This is a genomic window from Type-F symbiont of Plautia stali, assembly GCF_059731105.1.
Window position 1 is genome coordinate 379,699 of sequence record NZ_AP035910.1, and the last position, 21,835, is coordinate 401,533.

The 21,835-nt window shown below is 55.8% G+C and carries 23 protein-coding genes; 10 read left to right on the forward strand and 13 right to left on the reverse strand.

What is annotated here, in order from left to right:
• The first annotated feature begins 135 nt into the window (after positions 1–135).
• The gene (locus tag AC6I7A_RS21265; RefSeq protein WP_058957226.1) at positions 136–1,398 is read left to right on the forward strand and encodes a maltoporin; all 1,263 of its coding nucleotides are present in this window, start codon (positions 136–138) and stop codon (positions 1,396–1,398) included.
• Between the two features lie 105 nt (positions 1,399–1,503).
• Here AC6I7A_RS21265 and AC6I7A_RS21270 read toward each other — a convergent pair whose 3' ends face one another.
• The 6 genes from AC6I7A_RS21270 to AC6I7A_RS21295 all read right to left on the reverse strand — a co-directional run bounded on the left by AC6I7A_RS21270 (position 1,504) and on the right by AC6I7A_RS21295 (position 8,775).
• Complete coding sequence (locus AC6I7A_RS21270) at positions 1,504–1,818, reverse strand: PTS sugar transporter subunit IIB (protein WP_046102864.1); 315 nt, start codon at positions 1,816–1,818, stop codon at positions 1,504–1,506.
• Between the two features lie 226 nt (positions 1,819–2,044).
• Positions 2,045–4,105, reverse strand: a complete 2,061-nt coding sequence (locus AC6I7A_RS21275) for a beta-galactosidase (RefSeq protein ID WP_058957227.1) — start codon at positions 4,103–4,105, stop codon at positions 2,045–2,047.
• Positions 4,106–4,146: 41 nt separating this feature from the next.
• Complete coding sequence (locus AC6I7A_RS21280) at positions 4,147–5,340, reverse strand: glycoside hydrolase family 53 protein (protein WP_046102862.1); 1,194 nt, start codon at positions 5,338–5,340, stop codon at positions 4,147–4,149.
• 3 nt (positions 5,341–5,343) lie between these two features.
• A complete protein-coding gene (locus AC6I7A_RS21285) occupies positions 5,344–6,195 on the reverse strand; it encodes a sugar ABC transporter permease (RefSeq protein WP_046102861.1) in 852 nt (283 codons plus the stop codon).
• A gap of 10 nt (positions 6,196–6,205) precedes the next feature.
• Positions 6,206–7,513 (reverse strand): carbohydrate ABC transporter permease, encoded by a 1,308-nt coding sequence (locus AC6I7A_RS21290; RefSeq protein WP_058957228.1) that lies wholly within the window; start codon positions 7,511–7,513, stop codon positions 6,206–6,208.
• A gap of 41 nt (positions 7,514–7,554) precedes the next feature.
• Positions 7,555–8,775: an extracellular solute-binding protein gene (locus AC6I7A_RS21295; protein ID WP_058957229.1), complete on the reverse strand. Its 1,221-nt coding sequence runs from the start codon at positions 8,773–8,775 to the stop codon at positions 7,555–7,557.
• 322 nt (positions 8,776–9,097) lie between these two features.
• Here AC6I7A_RS21295 and AC6I7A_RS21300 point away from each other — a divergent pair, with 322 nt between their 5' ends.
• Positions 9,098–10,216 carry an ABC transporter ATP-binding protein gene (locus AC6I7A_RS21300; protein ID WP_058957230.1) on the forward strand — a complete coding sequence of 373 codons (1,119 nt, stop codon included), beginning with the start codon at positions 9,098–9,100 and terminating at the stop codon, positions 10,214–10,216.
• A 110-nt stretch (positions 10,217–10,326) separates the two neighbouring features.
• Here AC6I7A_RS21300 and AC6I7A_RS21305 read toward each other — a convergent pair whose 3' ends face one another.
• The gene (locus tag AC6I7A_RS21305; protein WP_009092715.1) at positions 10,327–10,638 is read right to left on the reverse strand and encodes a cupin domain-containing protein; all 312 of its coding nucleotides are present in this window, start codon (positions 10,636–10,638) and stop codon (positions 10,327–10,329) included.
• Positions 10,639–10,916: 278 nt separating this feature from the next.
• Between AC6I7A_RS21305 and AC6I7A_RS21310 the strand changes: the two genes are divergently transcribed.
• The 3 genes from AC6I7A_RS21310 to AC6I7A_RS21320 all read left to right on the forward strand — a co-directional run bounded on the left by AC6I7A_RS21310 (position 10,917) and on the right by AC6I7A_RS21320 (position 13,774).
• Positions 10,917–11,600, forward strand: coding sequence for a hypothetical protein (locus tag AC6I7A_RS21310; protein ID WP_058957231.1), 684 nt, complete (start codon positions 10,917–10,919; stop codon positions 11,598–11,600).
• A 95-nt stretch (positions 11,601–11,695) separates the two neighbouring features.
• Positions 11,696–12,304: a dTMP kinase gene (locus AC6I7A_RS21315; RefSeq protein ID WP_058957232.1), complete on the forward strand. Its 609-nt coding sequence runs from the start codon at positions 11,696–11,698 to the stop codon at positions 12,302–12,304.
• A gap of 156 nt (positions 12,305–12,460) precedes the next feature.
• Entirely contained in the window at positions 12,461–13,774 is a 1,314-nt protein-coding gene (locus AC6I7A_RS21320; RefSeq protein ID WP_058957233.1) for an NAD(P)/FAD-dependent oxidoreductase, read from the forward strand.
• 57 nt (positions 13,775–13,831) lie between these two features.
• Here AC6I7A_RS21320 and AC6I7A_RS21325 read toward each other — a convergent pair whose 3' ends face one another.
• Entirely contained in the window at positions 13,832–14,224 is a 393-nt protein-coding gene (locus tag AC6I7A_RS21325; protein WP_046102853.1) for a RidA family protein, read from the reverse strand.
• A gap of 141 nt (positions 14,225–14,365) precedes the next feature.
• Here AC6I7A_RS21325 and AC6I7A_RS21330 point away from each other — a divergent pair, with 141 nt between their 5' ends.
• Complete coding sequence (locus AC6I7A_RS21330; RefSeq protein ID WP_046102852.1) at positions 14,366–14,965, forward strand: TetR/AcrR family transcriptional regulator; 600 nt, start codon at positions 14,366–14,368, stop codon at positions 14,963–14,965.
• Between the two features lie 76 nt (positions 14,966–15,041).
• Here AC6I7A_RS21330 and AC6I7A_RS21335 read toward each other — a convergent pair whose 3' ends face one another.
• A complete protein-coding gene (locus AC6I7A_RS21335; protein WP_009092721.1) occupies positions 15,042–15,617 on the reverse strand; it encodes a TetR/AcrR family transcriptional regulator in 576 nt (191 codons plus the stop codon).
• A 181-nt stretch (positions 15,618–15,798) separates the two neighbouring features.
• Between AC6I7A_RS21335 and AC6I7A_RS21340 the strand changes: the two genes are divergently transcribed.
• Complete coding sequence (locus tag AC6I7A_RS21340; protein ID WP_153009190.1) at positions 15,799–16,461, forward strand: glutathione S-transferase; 663 nt, start codon at positions 15,799–15,801, stop codon at positions 16,459–16,461.
• A 129-nt stretch (positions 16,462–16,590) separates the two neighbouring features.
• Here the strand turns inward: AC6I7A_RS21340 and AC6I7A_RS21345 are convergent, their stop codons facing one another.
• Complete coding sequence (locus AC6I7A_RS21345) at positions 16,591–17,019, reverse strand: MarR family winged helix-turn-helix transcriptional regulator (RefSeq protein ID WP_058957235.1); 429 nt, start codon at positions 17,017–17,019, stop codon at positions 16,591–16,593.
• Positions 17,020–17,216: 197 nt separating this feature from the next.
• Between AC6I7A_RS21345 and AC6I7A_RS21350 the strand changes: the two genes are divergently transcribed.
• Genes AC6I7A_RS21350 through AC6I7A_RS21360 form a run of 3 tightly spaced genes read left to right on the forward strand, consistent with a single transcriptional unit; the run spans position 17,217 to position 19,476 of the window.
• On the forward strand, positions 17,217–17,786 hold the full coding sequence (locus AC6I7A_RS21350) for a non-oxidative hydroxyarylic acid decarboxylases subunit B (protein ID WP_058957236.1): 570 nt from the start codon (positions 17,217–17,219) through the stop codon (positions 17,784–17,786).
• 25 nt (positions 17,787–17,811) lie between these two features.
• Complete coding sequence (locus tag AC6I7A_RS21355; protein ID WP_058957237.1) at positions 17,812–19,239, forward strand: non-oxidative hydroxyarylic acid decarboxylases subunit C; 1,428 nt, start codon at positions 17,812–17,814, stop codon at positions 19,237–19,239.
• 9 nt (positions 19,240–19,248) lie between these two features.
• Positions 19,249–19,476, forward strand: coding sequence for a non-oxidative hydroxyarylic acid decarboxylases subunit D (locus AC6I7A_RS21360; RefSeq protein ID WP_058957238.1), 228 nt, complete (start codon positions 19,249–19,251; stop codon positions 19,474–19,476).
• 146 nt (positions 19,477–19,622) lie between these two features.
• Here the strand turns inward: AC6I7A_RS21360 and AC6I7A_RS21365 are convergent, their stop codons facing one another.
• From AC6I7A_RS21365 to AC6I7A_RS21375, 3 genes are read right to left on the reverse strand one after another with little or no spacing between them, the layout of a single operon-like run.
• On the reverse strand, positions 19,623–20,411 hold the full coding sequence (locus tag AC6I7A_RS21365; RefSeq protein WP_058957239.1) for an ABC transporter ATP-binding protein: 789 nt from the start codon (positions 20,409–20,411) through the stop codon (positions 19,623–19,625).
• Positions 20,408–21,094, reverse strand: a complete 687-nt coding sequence (locus AC6I7A_RS21370; RefSeq protein ID WP_046102848.1) for an ABC transporter permease — start codon at positions 21,092–21,094, stop codon at positions 20,408–20,410. Before AC6I7A_RS21370 ends, AC6I7A_RS21365 begins: the two co-directional genes overlap by 4 nt.
• A 9-nt stretch (positions 21,095–21,103) precedes the next feature.
• Positions 21,104–21,829: an ABC transporter permease gene (locus AC6I7A_RS21375; RefSeq protein WP_009092725.1), complete on the reverse strand. Its 726-nt coding sequence runs from the start codon at positions 21,827–21,829 to the stop codon at positions 21,104–21,106.
• Positions 21,830–21,835 lie beyond the last annotated feature (6 nt).

The following is a 21,835-nucleotide window of genomic DNA, read 5'->3' on the forward strand; positions in this document are numbered from 1 at the left end:
CACTAATCGTTACAAATAGCGCCGCTTTATTTGCAGTACCTCACACATTATCGCGATTTTATTTGTCACTCATCTGACAAAAAGCGTTTACTGCCGCTGTCATGTGAACGTATTACAAATAAAACTGAGGATAACATGGAAACAAGGTTACGTACTGCTGCCGTGGCGCTTGCTGCGGCCCTGACTTCCCCGACGCTCTATGCCGCTATCGACAACATTGATTTCCATGGCTATCTCCGTGGTGGGGTGGGCGTATCGCAGGATGGCGGTATTGAAGAGTATCAAAAGAACAAAGTCGGCCGTCTCGGCAACGAAGCGGATACTTACGGCGAGGTCGAACTGGGCAGTGAGGTTTACAAGAAGGATGATGTCAGTTTTTATGTCGACACCATGGTCAGTATGTTCTCCGACGGCTCAAATGATAACGAAACCACCTTCGGTGACGATGCTCAGTTTGGCCTGCGCCAGCTTAATCTGCAGATCAAAGGACTGGTGCCGGGTGACAAAGATGCCGTGATCTGGGGCGGTAAACGCTACTATCAGCGTCATGACCTGCACATTATTGATACAAAGTACTGGAATATCTCTGGTTCGGGTGCCGGTATCGAAAACTACACGCTGGGTCCGGGTGCTGTCTCTTTTGCCTGGATTCGCGGCGATGCCAATGATGTGGATTACCGCGTTGATGGCGACAACGACGTCAACATTAACTACCTGGATCTGCGCTATGCCGGCTGGAAACCCTGGAGTGGAGCCTGGACCGAGTTTGGTATTGATTACGCCATGCCAAACACCACCAACAAACAGAAGGAATATGGGGGTCTCTATGACGCGGATAATGGCGTCATGCTCACCAGTGAAATCAGTCAGGACATGTGGGGCGGCTACCAGAAACTGGTGTTCCAGTACGCCAATAAAGGTCTGGCGCAGAACATGATTTCGCAGGGCGGCGGCTGGTATGACATGTATAACGATACCCGCAACGCCAGCGGCTACCGCGTGATCAATACCGGTCTGCTGCCGGTCACCGACAAATTTTCTCTGAACCAGGTCTTTACCTGGGGATCAGCAGACGATATCACCGCCCAGACGAGTAAAAGTACCCTGCTGTCGCTGGTTGGTCGCGGTCAGTATCAGTTTACGCAATATGTCCGCGGCATCGGCGAAGTGGGTAGCTTCTGGCAGAAAGATGAAAAGAAAGTGGGCAGCGACTACAAAGCAGCAGGACAGAAATATACGCTGGCACTGGGTCTGGCAGCCGGTCCCGAATTTATGTCTCGTCCGGAACTGCGCCTGTTTGCCTCTTATCTGAATGACTCAGAAGATGGACACAGCTTTAAAGACAACACCAGTAATAACACCTGGAACTTCGGCGTACAGGTCGAAGCCTGGTGGTAACCGCGCCATCGCCTCCCTGGGGTCATTGTTAAGCTCTTATGCAGGGGCTTTATGGATAACCGGCGACGGTTATCCATTTTTTTGTCCCGGATTAAGACCAGTGCCTCATTCCGGCTGAAAGAAACGCTCTTCCAGCAACTGACGCAACGGGTCGGACTGCCTGCCAAAAATCGCATGGACTTCCTGTCCCAGAATGACCACACCAATTGCCCCTGCCTTCTGTAATCCGGCCGTATCCACCGCCTTCAGTGAGGTCACCTTCACCCGCAGCCGGGTTATACAGGCGTCCACCTGCTGAATATTGTCACGCCCGCCAAAGCACTCGACAAGCCGCTCCAGTAGCGCGTTGTCTATTTCAACCTCCTGTGCCGTAATCGGCTGCCGGCTGAAATATTGCTTAAACGATTTCAGACTTACCATGTTGTTCTCCTTCAGAGGATAAAAAGGCGGGCTGCTGCCCGCCACTCACGACTGATACACGAAAACGAGCGGGCCATGCCGTGACTGCCCGCAGAAGATAGCCTTTTTCTGTCCTCGGCCTCTAAAAAACCAGCCCTGCATCAACAGCAAAAACCCCGCTCTTCCTGCAGAGAATGCCATCTCTTAAAGTGATGGGGGGCATAGGCCCCCTGAGCCTGTGCTCTCCCTATTCCAGCGGTCGGCTCAACACACGGCATCCCCACGCTGCCAGCATCAGCGATCCTGTCATGGGTGTGCCATCAATCAAATCGCTCAGCCCGGCAGGCAATAACACCTGCTGCGTCTGGCCAGTAAAGTTCTGCACAAACAGAAACGCCTGTTCACCATCGGTACGCCGCTGAACGACCACACCAGGTGGCAGCTCAATCGGCAGTGCGCGCGGTAATTCCAGCTGCTTAATCAGTGCACCGTAAAAATCCCGATGGAACGACAGATCATTACGCGACGCGATATACCACGCTTTACCCTGACCTACCCGATTTACGGTCACCGCTGGCGTTCCGGCATAAAAATCACTCTCGTAACTGGCCAGCGCCGTCGCCCCTTCCAGATGAATATGCTCGCAAAGCTCACGCGCCTGATAAGGTCCGCTCAGCCCCAGCTCATTGCCGCGTATCCCGCGCACGCCGTTGAACTCCTCATCCGTCAGACTATCGATCTCTTCTGACCAGATGCCGAGTAATGGCCGCAGCGGACCCGGGAATCCTCCGAGGTAACAGAGATCGCTCTCATTCACGATGCCGCTCCAGTAACTGGCGACAAAATGGCCGCCGCGCTCCACATGCTGCCTGGCCCGTGCTGCAAAACCATCACGCAGCATATAGAGCATCGGCGCAATTACCAGATCGTAGCCGCTGAGCTCGCTATCACCATTAATCACATCCACCGCCACTCCCTGCTCCCAGAAGGCACGATAGTGTTCGTTCACCGTGCGCTCATAATGCAGGCCCAGATTGCGTGGTCCCTGCGCATTATCCATCGCCCAGCGACTCTCCCAGTCAAAAATGATCGCGACGCGCGCTTCAACCCGACTGCCCATGACCGGCGTCATCGCTGCCAGCATCCGGCCCAGCTCTCTGACTTCACGCCCGGTGCGGGTATCAAGATGACCGACATGATCGACCACCGCACCATGAAACTTCTCAACTGAACCCCGACTCTTGCGCCACTGGAAATACTGCACCGCGTCCGCACCATGCGCCACTGCCTGCAGGGAAGAGAGAATATGCATCCCCGGCTTCTTCAGCTTACTGGTCGGCTGCCAGTTCGTTGCGCCTGGCGTCGACTCCATTAATACAAAGGGCTTGCCCTGTTTCAGGGTGCGCATCAAGTCGTGGTACATCGCGGTATAACAGGCAAGCGTGGTCTCATCCCTGACGTTGTGCCACATCGGATAGCTATCCCAGGAGATAAAATCGAGTGCTGATGCCAGCTTCCAGTAATCGTAGTCGTAGAAATACTCCATGAAATTGGTGGTCGCGGGCAGGTCAGGATTCGCCTGTCTGAGCGGTTTAATCTCCTCACGACAGAAGTCCGTCACCTGATCGGTCATAAACCGACGCCAGTCCAGATTCAGACCGTGGATCGACATTTCACCCTGCGGCGCTGGCGACACAATCTGTGACCAGTCACTGTAGGTATGACTCCAGAAATCACTCCACCAGGCGAGATTCAGATTATCCAGCGTCTCATAGCGGCGCTGCAGCCAGCCGCGAAAGGCCTGCTGACAGCGGTCGCAGTGACACTCCCCGCCATACTCGTTAGAGACATGCCAGCCGATCACCGCAGGATGATGCGCATAGCGCGCCGCCAGTCTGCTGTTTATCGCCTGCACCTTCTGACGATACACCGGTGAGGTCATACAGTGGTTATGACGGCCGCCATGCAGGGCGGGTATGCGATCGCGCCCCACACGCAGTACCTCCGGATAAGCCTGCGACATCCAGGCCGGGCGCGCTCCGCTGGGCGTGGCAAGAAACACAGATATTCCCTCCAGCCAGAGCGAATCGATCACTTCATCCAGCCAGCCAAATTCATAGCGTCCCTCTTCCGGCTCCAGCTTAGCCCAGCTGAAGATACCCACCGACATGACGTTACAGTTCGCCTGCTTCATCATCGCGACATCGTCATCAATAATGCCCGGCTGGTGCATCCACTGCTCCGGATTGTAGTCAGCACCATGCAGCAGCCGGTTAACCCGGGCGCTGAGCGGGGGAAATTTATTCATACCTGTTCCTCAGAGGAAGAGATCAGCGTCAACGCTGATAGTTAATTGAAAACCTGTAGCGAAGGCAGGGCCTTGCCGTGACAGTCAAACAGCGCCTGGTTCTCGCGGGCGTTACCCTGTTTCCATTCGTCGTGGATATATTTCATGCCTGCGGGCGTGGCCCAGGTATTACCCGGCGCGGGGATCCACGCCGGTTCCCAGTACACCACGCCCTTACCGCGATGATCCGGCACCGCCAGTACCGCTGTGATCAGGTCATGCAGATAAGCCGCCTGCCCTGCGACCGTGCCCGGATAACCGCCTGCCTGCGCCTCTCTGGCCTGGAAACTGTTCTCAGCGCTATCGCAGTTTTCCAGCGTGTAGCCATAGGCGGCTTCCACCACCATCACGTCTTTGTCGTAGCGCCGGGAGATGTCATCCATGTTTGCTTTCAGTGCACTGATGGGGCCGTTCCAGTAGGTGTACATCGACAGTCCGATCACATCGAACGGCACATCGCGCTTAACAATTTCGTCGAACCACCAGCGGAACATATCGTTTTTGGTGCCCTCAGCCAGATGCAGCATGATCTTCACCTGATGCGGATCGCTGAGGTTTTCACGCAGCCCGCTGATGCCTGCCTTGAGCAGGCCCGCCAGCCGATCAAACTCACCGCCGTTCTGGCCCCAGCTTTTGCCTTCCGGCCAGAGCATGCCGCCATTAAGCTCATTGCCAATCTGCACAATATCCGGCATCACGCCTTCTGCTTTGAAGCGGGCGAGGGTGTCGCGCGTGTAGTCATGCACCTTTACTTCCAGCTGGGGAAAGGTCAGCGACTGCCAGGCTTTAGGCTTGAACTGCTTGCCGGGGTCGGTCCAGAAGTCGCTGTAATGTATGTCGAGTAACAGCTTCAGACCTGCCGCTTTGACACGCTTCGCCAGCGCCAGCGTGGTCGGCAGATCGTTACCGCCACCGCCATAGGTGTGACCGTTGTCATCGGTAGGATCGACCCACAACCGCAGCCGGATAGTGTTGATACCGCTGGCTTTCAGAATGGCGATAGCATCCTGCTGTTGATTCGCAGCGTTATAGAATTTCGCGCCCTGCTTCTCCAGTTCTGCCAGCGAAGAGATGTCCGCCCCTCTGATAAAATCGGCAGGCCACGGTCCGGCAGAGGCGATGTCTGGCTGTCCGGCGGCGAGCAGCGGCGTCGCCCAGGCCAGCGCCAGGGCGAGAAATAATCGTTTTGGTGACATGATTTATCCTTTTGTACTGCCTGAGGCGAGGCCGGAGACAAAGTATTTCTGCAGGGCCAGATAGAACACCGCGACCGGCAAGGCGATCAGTACGGCACCGGCCGCATAGGTGGTGTAGCTGGCACCCATTTTTTGCGACACCAGGTTGTAGAGGCCAATCGGCAGCGTGTACTGCTCCGGCGTGCGCAGAATGGTACTGGAGAGGATGAAATCGCCCAGCGGTCCGGTAAAGGAGAACAGCGCGACCACCGCCAGAATCGGCTTCGACAGCGGCATGATGATCTCTGCAAAGATGCGGAGATTGCCTGCACCGTCCATACGTGCCGACTCATCCAGATCTTTGGGAATCGAGTCGAGATAGCCCTTCATCAGCCAGGTGTTCATCGGGATCATCCCGCCGACATAGATCAGCACCAGCGCCAGATGGCTGTTGATTAATCCCAGCAGCTGCGACAGGACGAAAATCGCGATAAGCGCCGAAAACTGCGGGATCATCTGCAGCAGCAGAAACAGCATCAGGCCATTCTGCCGCCCTTTAAAACGAAAGCGGGAAAAGGCGTAGGCGGTACAGCTGACGCTGATTAACGTCAGTACCATGGTCAGGAAGCTGATTTTCATCGAGTTCCAGTACCAGGTCAGATAAGGGACCGTGCCGTTGAACAGGTCGCGGTAGTGCTGCAGCGACGCATTCTCCGGAATGATCGCGCTGCTGAGCAGACTGTTGCCCGCATTCAGTGATGCGCCTACCGTCCAGACCAGCGGATAGATAATGATGGTCGAGACGGCCAGCACCACCAGCCAGGTCAGCGACAGGCGTATCCACCTTTCGCGTTTAATACTGCCGGACTTCGCCATAACTGCTCCCTTACACCATCTCATCTTGTTTAAACGACCGGGTCGCGCGGAACTGCCAGAGCGCCAGACCTACCACGAAAATCGACAGCAGAATGGTGATCGTGGCGGCGATGGCATATTGCGACGACGACATGGTGAGCTTGTAGATCCAAGACACCAGGATATCGGTGCCGCCGGCATTCGATCCCGCCACCGCCGGACCACCATTGTTAAACAGGTAGATGATGTTGAAATTATTAAAGTTGAAGGTGTATTGCGTGATGATGATCGGCGCAATGGCGTAGAGCACCAGCGGCAGCGTGATGGTTTTCAGTCGTGTCCAGGCGCTGGCCCCATCCATGATTGCCGCCTCATAGAGATCTTCAGGGATCGCCTGCAGCACTCCGGTCGTCATCGCAAACACAAACGGGAAGCCGAGCCAGGTCTGCATCATGATCAGCGCGGTTTTAGTCCAGAACGGGTCGGTCATCCAGGCTTTAGGTGCGATGCCAAAGAAGTCGAGAATCGCATTGTTGATTACGCCAAAGCTGTCATTAAACATCCCGGCAAATACCAGAATGGTGACAAAGCCCGGCACCGCCCAGGGCAGGATAAAGAGAGTGCGGATCAGCGGCTTAAAGCGCAGGTCCTTCTGATTGACCAGAATCGCCAGCATCACGCCGACGGTGCACTGCAGCGTGGTCGCCAGCAGCGTCCAGACCACGGTCCATTGCAGCACATCGAAGAAGGTGGAGCGCCAGATTGACAGCGTAAAAATGTTGATGAAGTTTTTGAAACCCACCCAGTCCACCAGCTTCGCCGGTGGCGTGTGATAGAGGTTGTAGTTGGTGAAGGCGATGGCGAATCCAAACAGAATGGGAAACACCACCACAAACACCAGCAGAATAAAGCCCGGCGAGATCATCAGGTAGGGGAAGCCGTCACGCAGCAGCAGCTGATACTGCTGACGCACACTGTTAAGTGGCTCTCCCCTGTCGCGCTTAACGCCATTGATCCAGGCGTCGCGCACCGACAACCCCCAGATCGCCACGCCGAAAGCGGCTATCAGCACACTGATAATTCCCTCCGCCAGCAGGAAAATGGAGTTATCACGCGGCACCGCTTCACCCAGCGTGTAGAGACCCCAGAATCCTTCTCGCAGAAAATCATGGAAGATGCCGGCAAAGCTGCTGAGCAGAATCAGAAAGCAGACGCCTTTCGCCCACTGGCGGTGGTAAAACTGGCCGAAGCCAGGCAGCAGTGCCAGCAGTGCACCGGTCGTCGCATGACGACGCGGACGCCTGGCCGTCACCAGATGTTCCTCGGAAGATATAGCCACTCTCTGATCCTTATCCTGTAGGGTAATCCCGTGAACCGGCCTTACTGATTACTGGCCTGCATCGCTTCAATCTGCATGGTGATCTGTTTCACCGCGTTATCCAGCGCGGCTTTTGGCGCCTGCTTGCCGGAAACGCTCAGTTCCAGCGCCGCATTAGCCGGCCCCCACACTTCCTGCATCTCCGGCACGCCTGGCATGGCTGACGCGCGCGCTGACTGCACCGCGACCGCATTCGCTTTCTCATCATCTTTAATCATCGGATCGTTCATCAGCGCAGTCACCGGCGGGATCTCCTGGGTTTTCTGATAGCGCGCTTTCACGTACTGCGGCTGGTTGATAAAGGAGAGGAACTGCTGTGCCAGCGCCTGATCTTTGCTCCAGGTCGATACCACATAGCCTTTAACGCCCAGGAAAGAGCTCATCGGCTTGCCGTTTGGCAGTAGCGGCAGTGGTGCCACGCCGTAGTTGATCCCGGCCGCCTGATAAGGCTGGAACGCCCACGGCCCGTTGATCACCGCCGCCGCTTTCTTCTCGGTAAACAGCGAGTCGATGGCATTGAGTCCGTTGTCACCCATGATGCCGCCAGGCAACAATCCTTCGCTGAAGAAGCGCCTGAGGTAGGTCACGGCCTCCACACTGCCCGGCGTGTTCAGTCCAATATCCTGAGTGTTGATGGCACCCTGTGCATTTTTACCAAAGATGTAAGCGCCCATCGGAGCCATCACGCCCCAGCTGTAGTAAATCTGGTCGAACTTCGCCAGCAGGCCATACTGTTTTACCTCGCGCTGCTTCTGCGAGAACGCGCGATACTCATCCAGGGTTTTCAGCGGCGCGGGCAGCAGATCTTTGTTGTAAATCAGCACCAGCGTTTCTACGGCTTTGGGTATGCCATAGACCACCTTATTCTGCGTAAAGGCCGCCATCGCCGAAGGGGTGTAAGCGCCCTGCTCTGCTGCGTCAATCTTCAGTGGGGCCAGTAATCCCTGCACGACCGCGCTGCCAAGCTGATCGTTAGGAATGACCAGAACATCAGGGCCGATTCCGGCCGGCCCGTCCAGGCGCAGCTTTTCAATCTGCTGTGCAAAAGGCATCTCCTGTACTTTCACATCAACATTGAACTGCTTCTGGAAATCAGCGACCGCTGCTTTGATGCCATCCGCTTTCTTAATATCTTCCCAGACTGTGAGTTGCTGAGCGGCCCAGACGGATTGATTCAGCATCAATGCTGACAGAAGTAGCGTCACGCTGGTTTTGATTTTCATTACTGGCCTCATGTGAAGGTATTACATTTAATGTTATTTCCGCTGATATAAACCTGACAATTTTCCAGATGGCAGGGAGTTATCAGGCAAATGCAACGTGATTAACGTATCGCAATTTCGCTTACGCTACGCGGAACATCAGAAACGCTCCAGCCCCTTCGTGCCAATGTGTGATCGCTATTACAGAAATCAAAAACAGCGGTAGGGCGCCTCCTGGCGTAACGTTATAGTCATGGCAGGTAGCATCACGGCTGACATGTAAATCGACCATCTGGTATACGTATTACATTTAAGCCACCAGAACCATACCATGAGGATCAGCATGTCCAGCATCAGATTGAGAAATGTGACCAAACGCTTTGGTAAAACAGAAACGCTGAAAAACATCGCGCTTAATATTGAAGCCGGAGAGTTTGCGGTCTTCGTGGGTCCCTCAGGCTGCGGTAAATCCACCCTGCTGCGGCTGATTGCCGGGCTTGAAGAGATCAGTGACGGGGAGATCCTGATCGGTGAGGAGGTGATGAATGATGTCGCCCCCTCACATCGCGGCGTGGCAATGGTGTTTCAGTCCTACGCGCTCTATCCCCATATGACGGTGGCAGAAAATATTGGCTATGGCCTGAAAGTGAATGGGCTGCCAAAGGCACAGATTGAGCATCAGGTCGCAACCGTTGCAAAGACGCTTCAGCTTGCGCACCTGCTGGATCGCAAACCCCGGCAGCTTTCCGGCGGCCAGCGTCAGCGCGTGGCCATTGGTCGTGCCATTGTGCGTAATCCTGGGGTATTTATGTTTGATGAGCCTTTGTCGAATCTGGATGCGGAGCTGCGCATCGATATGCGGCTGCACATTGCAAAACTGCATCAGGAGCTGAAAACCACGATGGTCTATGTCACGCATGATCAGACCGAAGCGATGACGCTGGCCGACAGGATTGTGGTGTTGAACGATGGCAAGGTGGAACAGGTCGGCCCACCGATGGAACTCTATTACAATCCGATTAACCGTTTTGTGGCGGGTTTCATCGGCTCACCCAGGATGAACTTTCTGCCCGCCCGCGTGGAACAGTGTGGCCCGGCGGGGCTGGTCGCGTTGATCAATGATGGGGAACACCGGTTGCAGCTTCCTTTACCTCTGCGCCAGCTGCAGCCTGGCGATGAAATCACGCTGGGCATCCGACCGGAACAGCTTCAGATCAACGGTGATGCGCCACTCAGCATCCACTTTCACTGCGAGGTCGTGGAACGTCTGGGCAACAACACCTGTCTGTTTGGGCAGAGCCACGGTTATGATGGTTTCAAAATGCTGCTGCCCGGGGACGTGCACTTCCATCCCTACCAGACCCTGCGTCCCACTTTCCATCCGCAGCACTGCATGGTGTTTGATGCTGACGGAGCACGTATCAGCGCAGATATTGAGATGCCACAGGTGCGCGCAGCCTGAGATCGCTGACTGATATGTCCGGGAAAAAAGGCCGGAAACGGCCTTTACTGCCGGAGCGGCCTATCCGGTCAGTCTGATGCGCCTCCTGACCCGGCGGAACAGGTTACCGGTTAAACCGATCCCTCTTTCTCGATGACCAGCACGCGGGCAACGCCCTGGGGACGCGCGATATGCTCTGTTCCTTCACTGGCATAGAAAATATCGCCTGTATTCAGAACCCTGCTTTTAATCTCACCCTGTTCTTTATATTGCATTTCAACACACCCATCCATCACCGCAAAAACCTCCTGCCCATCGTTGATGTGCCACTTATAGGGCCGATCGGTCCAGTGAAGTTTCACGCTGGTATTGCCGAAGCTCGCGATGTGCTGAGCGTCCCAGGCCTTCAAACCGGTAAATTCTGTGCTGCGGTAAAAATTCATTTTATCTCCGGTAACAGACATACGTTTTCGTCATCGGCCTCATGAATAGCAGAGCAACAACATGGATTCCAGACTCATGCCCGCGCTTGTCCCGATCTGTCCCGATGTTGTCCGGTTAAGGCGGTATCAGGAGATCCGGTCGCCCCGATAAAGCCCGGTATGTGGTGAGGCTAACCGCTTCCGGAATGATCACTTAATGAATCGCCTGGCCCGAACGCGATGGCAGGGATAATATTGACGATGCGTCTCTGTTTCCCCCGACTGTCAGAAGGAGTGTCATGAATTCAGCGACTCTGCAAAACCTCTATCACGCTGCCAGTGAGAAAACGCTCGCGATGTGGGCGAAAAACGCGGGGATTGGGGAGATTAAGAAAGAGAGCTATTACGACCCGGTGAAGCTGGCCCTGGCAACCGGCATTCAGCCCGCCGTTCCCCCCGCGGTTTCACGTTTGCTGGATGAACTGAAACAGCTTACCGGAGATGACCCTCTGGCCGATACCTTGCCGGAGCAGGGTCTGCACTTTACCTTTTTACCCCTGACCCTGCCGCTCTATATTGAGCACGCACCTTTGCCGGAAAAAATAGCTGAACTCAGGGCGCTCTGGTCCGGTTTTCACGCGCAAAACATTGTTATCAGAGATCTTCGTTTAGTCGCGTTGCCGGGACAGCTGTTGCTGGCGGGCATCCCCGACGCGCCGGCAACAGACCTGCGTCACGCCTTCTGTGAAAAGGTTCTCAACTCCCGCTGGAAAGAAGAGTTGCTGAAGCGTCACACCGGCAGCGCCCTGCCGGCCCCCTTCTGGCACTCGACCCTGCTGCGCTACGGCGCGGCTTATTTACCCGCGCCGCTGCGGCAGTTCTTTCTGGCCCGCCAGACCCTCGATTACGGGAAGGTGGAAGGCGAACTGATGCTGGCAGAGGTCAACTACAACTGGACAACCTGTTATCCTTTGCAGGATTAATTGCGCGATCAGAATCAGCTCATTCATTCAGGAAAGAAGATGTCTCTGGCAAAGAAAGATTTCACCCACATCCCCTCTCATCCGTCAGTCAGACCATGAATCGTCAGCTGTTTGTTTCTCTGGATGGCCCCAAAGGTGCCGGTAAAACGACCCTGCTGGAAGCGATCACGGCACGGTTAAGGGCAGACAACCGAAAGGTGGTCCGGCTTTGCGAGAAAAAAAGCGATCCTGACAGAGCGCAGACCATGGCGCTGGTCAACCGGCTCGCCAGAGATCCCTCTCTGGATCTGGAACGGGAAGTTTGTGAGCGCTTAGCGGCCAGCCGGGCGTGGATTTCCCGCAACGTGCTGACCCGCCAGCCGCCCGACAGCATTATCCTGATGGATCGCTGGTATCCCTCCGACGCGGCCTTTCGCCGGCGGATCCCGTTTGCAGAGATTTTGCAGATGAACCACGCGCAGGACGTGCGCATACCGGACCTGCATGTCGGCGTGGTCACCGCGCCTGAGATTTCATGGTCACGGGCCGCAGCACGTTCCCGCGGGCTGGGAAGCACGGTCCTTCACAGGCTGGAAGAGCATGCCGAATGCACGCGGGCGTTCGAGCGTGAAATTGCCCGCACCGGCTGGGTTTTATGCCGTAATGAAGGCACGCTGGATGAAGCCGCCATGCAGGTCACGGCTGAGATAATCCGGGTGATTTAATCTGAAATCCTTATCGCCTGCTGGCAAGGCGGTAAAGAGGATAGCGACCTCTGCCCGCGAAATTTGTCTGAAATCAATCTTCGTCAGGTTACCGCTGGCACTGCGATCCTGCTTTCCCTTATAAAATTCCTTTATTTTTCTATAGGGCACAGGGAATTGCGCTACGCATCACTACCTTTTAATCATAATGAACCGGGCTGGCCTGCGGGCGGGCACGCTTATGCACCGCAACCGGCTCTGCGAGGCGATATCACGGCAGACTGGGTTATCGTCGGCGCGGGGTTCGCCGGTGTCGCTTTTGCGCGCCGCCTGGCAGAAATTAAACCTGAGCTGAAAATCGTTATTGTCGATGCCTTTACCACAAGGGAGAGCGCATCGGCGCGCAACTCAGGGTTTGTTATCGGACTGCCCCACAATATTGGCAGCTCCACGGCGGAGTTAAAAAAGGCGCATGCTTACCGGAATCTGCTCCAGGAAGGCATCCGGCAGCTGGAGCAGGTGATTTCGCAGCATAACCTTCAATGCGACTGGGAGAAGGTGGGGAAATATCACTGTCAGGCGGAACGGGGCAACGATCGTATTTTAAATGAATACAGCCGCCATCTCGATCTCATGGATGAACCCTGGACGCTGGCTTACAGCGATGAGTTGTACCATAAACTCGGTACCCGCTTTTACAGCAAAGGGATCTTCACGCCGGGCTGTGTGCTGGTTAATCCGGCGCAGCTGATCGCCGGCCTGCACCATCATTTACCGGAAAATGTTCAGCGCTTCGAAAATACACCCGTGCTGGGGATTCGCACCGGTAGCCTGGCGGAAGTGGTCACCCCTTTTGGCACAATCAGAACAGCTCAGGTCATGCTGGCGACCAACGCGTTATCGCCAGAACTGCGCCCTGGCCTGGCCCGTCAGGCCGCTATGGCCACCTTCGCCAGCATCACCGAACCGCTGACAGACGCGCAACTGGCGACGCTGCCCCCGATGCAGAGCTGGGGCGTCACGCCGGTGAATGCCATTGCCGGTGCCACCTTTCGTTTCACCTCCGACCGCCGTTTTCTGATTCGCCAGCATGTTATTCCCGCGCTTCGGGGACAGGTCACTGCGGCACAAACCCATCAGGCGACGCAACACCATCAGCGCCTGTTCAGCAAACTCTATCCCACCCTGAACAGCGTGAAGATCACTCACACCTGGTCCGGCACCCTGAGCGTGACACGCAACGGCGCGCCGCAATGGGGGGTGCTGAACAGATTTATCTGCACGGCGGGCGGCTGTAACGGCGCGGGCGTATCGAAACAGACCGTGACGGGCTCGCTGCTGGCTGACTTCATGCTGAAGCAGGATAACCCGCACCTTGCGGATATGCTGTCGCTGGGCCAGGCCAGTTTCATGCCGCCCTCGCCCGTGCTGGATATCGACATTGCCCTTTCGCTGATGAAAGAGCGTTTCCTGGGACGTAAAGAGAAGTGATCACAGCCCCGCTGAACGCCAGTGTCGCTGGCAGGATGGTGTGACGAGAACTTTCCGCTATCCGGGAATGCGGGCAATGACCTTGATCTCAAAATCGAACCCCGCCAGCCAGGTCACGCCGACAGCGGTCCAGTTGGGATAAGGCGGTTGCGGAAAGATGGACGCTTTGACCTGCATGATCGTCGCAAACTGATTTTCAGGATCGGTGTGAAATGTGGTGACGTCGATCAAATCATCAAAGGTGCATCCTGCCGCCGCCAGCGTCGCAGCCAGATTGTCAAATGCGAGGGCGACCTGGGCCGCGAAATCAGGTTCCGGCGTGCCGTCTGCCCGGCTGCCGACCTGACCGGAGACAAACAACAGATCGCCTGAGCGGATTGCCGCGGAATAGCCATGCTGCTGATAAAGTGCGTGCCGGTGAGCGGGAAAAATGGGTTCGCGCGTGATCATCGTGTTTCCTCGGGTTACGGAATGAATGCAGGATGCGGCACAAACCGGAATGATTTAATATACGCCGCGTATGTCACATTAATAATACATACGCGCCGTATGTCAAATAATATACGCGGCGTATGTGAGCTGGAGGAGTTTATGGCAGCCAGTCGCGCTGAAACGATGGAAGCAAACCGTGCAAAACTGATCGCAGCAGCACGGAAAGCCTTTGCTGAAAAGGGCTTTGCCGGGGCCTCAATGGATGAACTGACGGCGAGCGTCGGGCTGACGCGCGGCGCGCTTTATCACAATTTTGGCGACAAAACAGGGCTGCTGGCAGCGGTGGTGGCGCAGGTCGATGGGGAAATGGCGCAGCGGGCTCAGGCGGCGGCCGCTTCGGTAACGGATGAGTGGGAAAGGCTGATCGCCGAAGGGATCGCCTACATTCGTCTGGCGATGGATGCCGAAGTCCAGCGCATCGTGTTGCGGGATGGCCCGGCTTTCCTGGGCGATCCTGCACAGTGGCCCAGCCAGAACAGCTGCCTGGCGGCCACACGGGAACGTCTCGTCAGGCTGATTGAAAGCGGTGCGGTTAAGCCGGTCGATGCCGACGCCGCCGCACATCTGCTTAACAGCAGCGCCCTCAATGCTGCACTCTGGGTTGCAGCCAGCAGCAACCCGGAAAAGGCGCTCCCAGAGATGCTTGAAGCCTTCACGCTACTGGCAGGCGGCCTGCGCCATCAGGCGGTTAAGACCTGAGGCGTTATCCGTCGTGACGCGAATCCTGCTCAGCGGCTGCCGCCCGTCGCTGAACAACGCGTTCTGGCGGGGATATTCAGGCTTGCGTCGGCTGCGGAATCAGGCCGCTCTCCTCATAGGTCGCCATCAGATGATCGAACAGGGTAATATCCTGCCGCGTGCGGGCAATTAACTGCGCACCGGCAACCGCGGTATAGATGGCCAGCGCACGCTGCGCATTTTTTTGTGCGTCATCGGGCGTCATTTCATTCAGCACCTGATGCAACCATGCCACGTTCGCGTCGACGAAACACTGCACCTCACGCTTCACTTCTTCAGGCAAATCATCATATTCGGCCGCCATGAAGCTGGATAAACAGAGCCTGTTGGCGTCAGCCAGAGAACGCCGGAAAATTTGCGGATAGTGCTTCAGGGCTTCAGCGGGAGAGGCACTTTGCTCCCGGATGGTCTGTAACGCCTGTGCAGTATCCTGCCAGTAGCGATTTGCCACAGCCGCGCCAAGGTCTGCCTTACTGGCGAAGTGATAATAGATACTGGCATTTTTGATGCCGACTTCGTCAGCAATGGTGCGGAAATTTATCCCGTTGTAACCATGATTCTGCGCAGCACGCTTTGCGGCTGCCAGGATGGCCTCACGCGCATTCAAGCTCATAACGCTGTTTTCCTCTGAAACGTGAGGAGGAAGTATAAGGAAAAAATTTTTACCTGCCAACTGGTAGACAGATGTTGACAGGCCGAATTTCCCTGGCCACAATCTACCTACCATTTGACAGGTAGGTAAATAAATCATGACTTCTTCAGACGCTGTATCACACGTTTCAACTCAACCTTCGATGAAAATCTACGACTGGTATGACGGCCCCTATCCTGCCCGGGTCAGAATAGCCCTGGCGGAAAAAGGTCTGCTTTCTCAGGTCGAATTTATTCCGGTCAATCTCTGGAAAGGGGAACATAAAAAGGCGGATTTTCTAGCCATCAACTACTCAGGCACACTGCCGGTGTTAGAACTGAGTGATGGGACGCTGATCGCGGAGTGTACGGCAATCACGCAATATCTGGATCGGCAGGATCAGCATCCTCTTCTGACGGGTATGACCCCGCTGGAACAGGGGGTGATTCATATGATGACTAAACGGGCCGAGATTGAATTTCTGGATGCGGTAAGCGTCTATTTCCATCATGCCACCGCAGGTCTGGGACCCGAGGTTGAGCTTTATCAGAATCCGGAATGGGGTGCGAAGATGGGCGAAAAAGCGCTCAGGGGCATGCACTACTTTGACCGCATTTTACGCTCACAGCCCTATGTGGCGGGCAACACCTTCTCAATGGCCGATATCGCCGTCACCGGTGGAATGATATTCGCCGCCCTGGTGAATCTGGCTATTCCGGAGGAGTGTGAGGCGCTGAAAGCGTGGTACCTGAAGATCCAGCAGCGTCCCAGCTATCAGCAGTGGCAGGCCATGGTAGACGCAGGCCGTCCCGGCGCAGAAGCCTAGTCCCGGGTCAGATCATGGCGGGAGCGGTTTGTCTGAATATTGGGTTCGCTGCTCTGAGCCTGCCCGGACAACTGACAGGGAAGGTCAACGTCGCGGGCTGCGGGTCTGCCCCGCCACTCCCCTGATGAGCTATGAGCGAACACTCTCTTTCTTTAACATAATTTTCAACAGGTTAACCAGTTCGGTCTGCTGCAACGCCTGCAGACGATTCAGAAAATGTGCGTCGGTCTGTTGAGCGACAGGCCGCGCTTTTTTTAAAATTTGCTCGCCAGAAGGCGTTAAGGTAATAAAGCGACGACGCCTGTCAGTTTCTCCTTCCTCACGCTTAATCAGCGCTTTCTTTTCCATCCGCACCAGCAATTCCGCCAGCGTTGCCTTCGAACTCAGCGCGGCTTCCGTCAGTTCGAACTGCTCGATACCGGGTTTCGCAGACACGGCGCACAATACCGCATACTGCTGCTTGGTGAGTTCGGGCAGATGTTGCTGCCAGAGTGCAGTATGTTCCTGAAGAAGCTGCCTGGAAAGATGAAAAAACAGATTACCTAAATCGTTACTCATAGCCTTCCCGTTGTGACGCGATAAGTTCCCCAATTTTCGATGCCAAATCATAACATTAAGTACTTAACCAGATCATGAGTAAAACCCGACATTTAGTTAGCTATGAAATAATCACCCGATAAACTTGTTGCGCACCACTCTGCAGAGGCGTATTTTGCATTTCGTTCGTATACGAACCATTAGCAGAGGTATCGCAGATGAGATTGATCATTGGCATGACAGGCGCAACCGGCGCACCCTTGGGTGTCGCCCTGCTCAAAATCCTGCGGGACATGGAAGGGGTTGAAACCCATCTTGTTCTGAGCAAATGGGCAAAAACGACCATTGAACTGGAAACGCCCTATTCATCACGCGAAGTCATGGACATGGCTGATGTTGTCCATGGGCCCGCCGATCAGGCCGCGAACCTTTCTTCCGGTTCATTTCATACCGATGGAATGGTCGTAATCCCCTGCAGCATGAAGACATTAGCAGGTATCCGCGCGGGCTATGCGGAAGGACTGATTGGCCGCGCGGCTGATGTCACGATTAAAGAGAACCGCAAACTGGTTCTGGTTCCGAGAGAAACGCCTCTCAGCACGATTCATCTTGAAAATATGCTGGCGCTCTCCCGCCTCGGGGTCTCCATGGTCCCGCCAATGCCTGCATTTTATAACCACCCGGCAATTATTGATGACGTCATCGACCATGTCGTCGCGCGCGTTCTCGATCAGTTTGGCATTGCCTCACCGAAGGCGAATCGCTGGCAAGGCTTAAGCCAGGCCTGAACTATTCCACTAACAGGAGGAAAAAATGGCTTTTGATGACCTGCGTAGTTTTCTCAAGGCCCTGGATGAACAGGGTCAGCTTCTCGAAATTGAGGAGGAAGTGTTACCGGAACCGGATATCGCGGCGGCAGCTAATGCAACCGGCCGGATTGGTGAAGGTGCACCGGCGATCGCATTCAGAAAGATAAAAGGGTTTAACCACGCCCATGTCGTCATGAATACGATCGGTTCATGGCAGAACCATGCCATCTCTCTCGGACTGCCTGCCAATACCCCGGTTAAGCAGCAAATTGAAACGTTTATCCGCCGCTGGGATACGTTTCCGGTTGCACCGGAGAGACGTGAAAACGCGCCGTGGGCTGAGAATAGCGTGGACGGCGAAGAGATTAATCTTTTTGAGCTTCTGCCTCTTTTTCGCCTGAATGATGGTGATGGCGGCTTCTATCTGGATAAAGCCTGCGTAGTCTCACGTGATCCGCTTGATCCCGGCCATTTTGGTAAGCAGAACGTCGGTATCTATCGCATGGAGGTTAAGGGCAAGCGCAAACTCGGACTTCAGCCAGTTCCGATGCATGACATCGCGCTGCACCTGCACAAAGCCGAAGAGCGCGGCGAGGATTTGCCGATCGCAATAACGCTCGGCAATGACCCGATCATTACCCTGATGGGGGCAACGCCGCTGAAATACGATCAGTCAGAATATGAGATGGCGGGAGCCCTGCGCGAAAAACCCTACCCTATCGCGACCGCGCCCTTAACAGGCTTTGATGTACCGTGGGGTTCAGAAGTCATTCTGGAGGGAGTCATTGAGGGGCGTAAACGCGAAATCGAAGGTCCGTTTGGCGAATTTACCGGGCACTATTCCGGTGGCCGTAATATGACCGTGGTTCGCATAGACAAAGTCTCTTACCGCACCAGACCCATTTTCGAGTCCCTTTATCTGGGCATGCCCTGGACAGAAATAGACTATCTGATGGGGCCAGCTACCTGCGTGCCTTTGTATCAGCAGCTGAAGGCCGATTTCCCGGAAGTTCAGGCAGTTAACGCCATGTATACCCACGGCCTGCTGGCTATTATCTCTACGAAAAAACGCTATGGTGGCTTCGCCCGTGCAGTCGGCCTGCGAGCCATGACGACACCGCATGGTCTGGGCTACGTCAAAATGGTGATTATGGTTGATGAAGATGTCGATCCATTTAATCTGCCGCAGGTCATGTGGGCCCTCTCCTCGAAAGTTAATCCGGCAGGAGACCTGGTGCAGTTGCCAAACATGTCCGTGCTGGAACTCGATCCCGGCTCAAGTCCGGCTGGTATCACCGATAAGCTGGTGATCGACGCGACGACGCCCGTCTCACCAGACAATCGTGGCCACTACAGCCAGCCCGTCAAAGACCTGCCCGAAACCGCCGCCTGGGTTGAGAAACTCACAGCCCTGTCAGGCAATCGCAACTAAGGAGAAGTTATGATCTGTCCACGTTGTGCGGATGAGCACATTGAAACTATGGCGACCTCGCCCGTGAAAGGGGTCTGGATTGTTTATCAGTGTCAGCACTGTCTTTACACCTGGCGTAATACCGAGCCGGTGAGAAGAACCGAACGTGAGCACTACCCTGAAGCGTTTCGCATGACGCAGAGTGATATCGATAACGCGCCAGAAGTCCCCTCGATTCCTGCGTTATTAGCGAAATAATGCCCCTCCGTTGACCGGAGAGCCATGACGCGGGTTGACCCGCTCTGCGGTTTTCAGTGCCCGTGTCATCATGAAAATCCCCGGCGTTCGCCCGGGGATTGCTGACATTCTTAATGTGTCATTCGCGCTGCGCGGCCCTGCCTGCTTCAGCCTGCCTGGCCGGTGTTACGCTCAAAGTGACTGTTCACAAAGGCGCGGCAGCGTGGCGAAATGGGATCGAGGAACACCTGTTCCGGCGAACCTGACTCCTCAATGATCCCCTGATGCAGAAACACCGCCTTGTTCGACACGTCACGCGCAAAACCCATCTCATGCGTGACGATAATCATGGTGCGCCCCTCTTCCGCCAAGCCGCGGATCACCCGCAGGACTTCGCCCACCAGCTCCGGATCCAGCGCCGAGGTCGGCTCATCGAACAGAATCGCTTTCGGCTGCTGCGCCAGCGCCCGCGCAATGGCCACACGCTGCTGCTGTCCGCCGGAGAGCTGAGAGGGCCAGGCGTCGCGCTTTGCATACAGCCCGACCTTGTGCAGCAGCGCTTCCGCCTCTTCGACAGCCTCGCGGTGGCTGCGCTTCTGCACATGAACCGGGGCTTCAATAATGTTCTGCATCACGGTTTTATGCGGCCACAGATTAAAGCTCTGAAACACAAAGCCGAGCTGCATGCGCATCAGCTTAATACGCCGACGCTGCTCCCGGTTCAGTTTTTCATCGGCGTTATCCAGCGTGACGCTGACTTCGCCTACCGCTATCTCACCGGCCTGAGGCACTTCAAGAAACGGGATGCAGCGCAACAGCGTACTTTTGCCCGATCCGCTGGCACCAATCAGCGAAATCACGTCGCCATCCTGGGCAGTCAGACTGATGTCGTGCAGCACTTCGTGTCCCGCATAACTCTTTCTGAGATGGCTCAGCATAATCGTGGGGGCCGTCATGAGCGTGCTCCAAAATAGTAAGGTGACAGGCGTCGTTCCAGCATTGATACGCCTTTGCTGACCAGCATGGTCAGTATCAGGTAGATCACCGCCGCGCTCAGGAATACCTCCAGCGCCCGGAACGTGGAAGAGACGATAGAATCCGCAATGCCGGTCATCTCCATCAGGCTGATGGTGCTGACCAGCGAGGTCGCCTTGATCATAGAGATGATTTCATTGCTGTAAGCCGGAAGCGCCTGACGGATCGCAATCGGCAGGGTGATGCGGGTAAAGATTTTGTACGACGACATGCCCGACACCCTGGCGGCTTCCAGTGACTGCGAGCTGACAGCCCGCAACCCGCCGCGCAGGATCTCCGAGGTATAGGCGGCATCATTGAGGATCAGCGCCAGCAAGCCGCACCAGTAAGGATCGCGCAGCAGCGGCCAGAACAGGCTCTCCCGCACCGCCGGTAAACTGCCGAGTCCGTAGTAGACCATAAAGATCTGGATCAGCAATGGCGTGCCGCGAAACAGCCAGACATAAAAGCGGCAGAACAGGCTGCCGACTCGCGTCATGCGCAGCAGATTAAGCAGCAGCGCCAGTACGCCCCCTCCCAGCAGCGACAGCAGCGCCAGGTTAATGGTCAGCGGCAATCCCTTCAGCAGCGCCAGCAGCGTCTGCTGTAAAAAGTTGATATCCACGTGGACTCCCTAGCTTTTCACGCGCTGTTGACCGCGCATCGCAAATTTCTCCACGTAGCGGAACACCATATCGGAGCAGGTGGTGATGATCAGATAGATCACGGCACCCACGCTGTAGAAGAAAAAGGACATCTGGGTCGAGTTGGCCGCTGTTGAGACCTGATTCATGGTTTCAACCAGTCCGGTCACCGACACCAGCGCCGACTCTTTAATCACCGATTGCCACTGGTTGCCCATACCGGGTAGCGCCGTGCGCAGCGCCTGCGGGACGATAATGCGACGGAACATCATCAGTCGTCCCATTCCGGTGACGGTCGCTGCTTCCAGCGTTCCACCCGGAATAGCGTAGAAGGCCCCCCGGAATACGCCGCTCTGATAGGCACCCGAGATCAGCCCGATGGCAATCGCTCCCGCCACGAAACCGTTCACATCGAACGGCCCCTGCAGGCCCAGCGCGGTGCCGACGGCGGAAACTACCTGGCGTCCGCCGAAGTAGAACAGATAGATCACCAGCAGTTCCGGCACGCCACGAAACAGCGTGATGTAACCGGCTGCCAGCCGCTGCTGCCAGCGCGCGCCGGCGATCTGCATCCAGCAGAGGACGCTGCCGAGCAGCGCACCCAGCAGCCAGGCGCAGAGTGAAACGCTGACGGTGACGGCGGCGGCGTTAAGCAGCACGCCGCCCCAGCCCTCGTCCCCAAAACCCAGCATCTGCCAGTCAATGTTCATCAGCATCCGCGG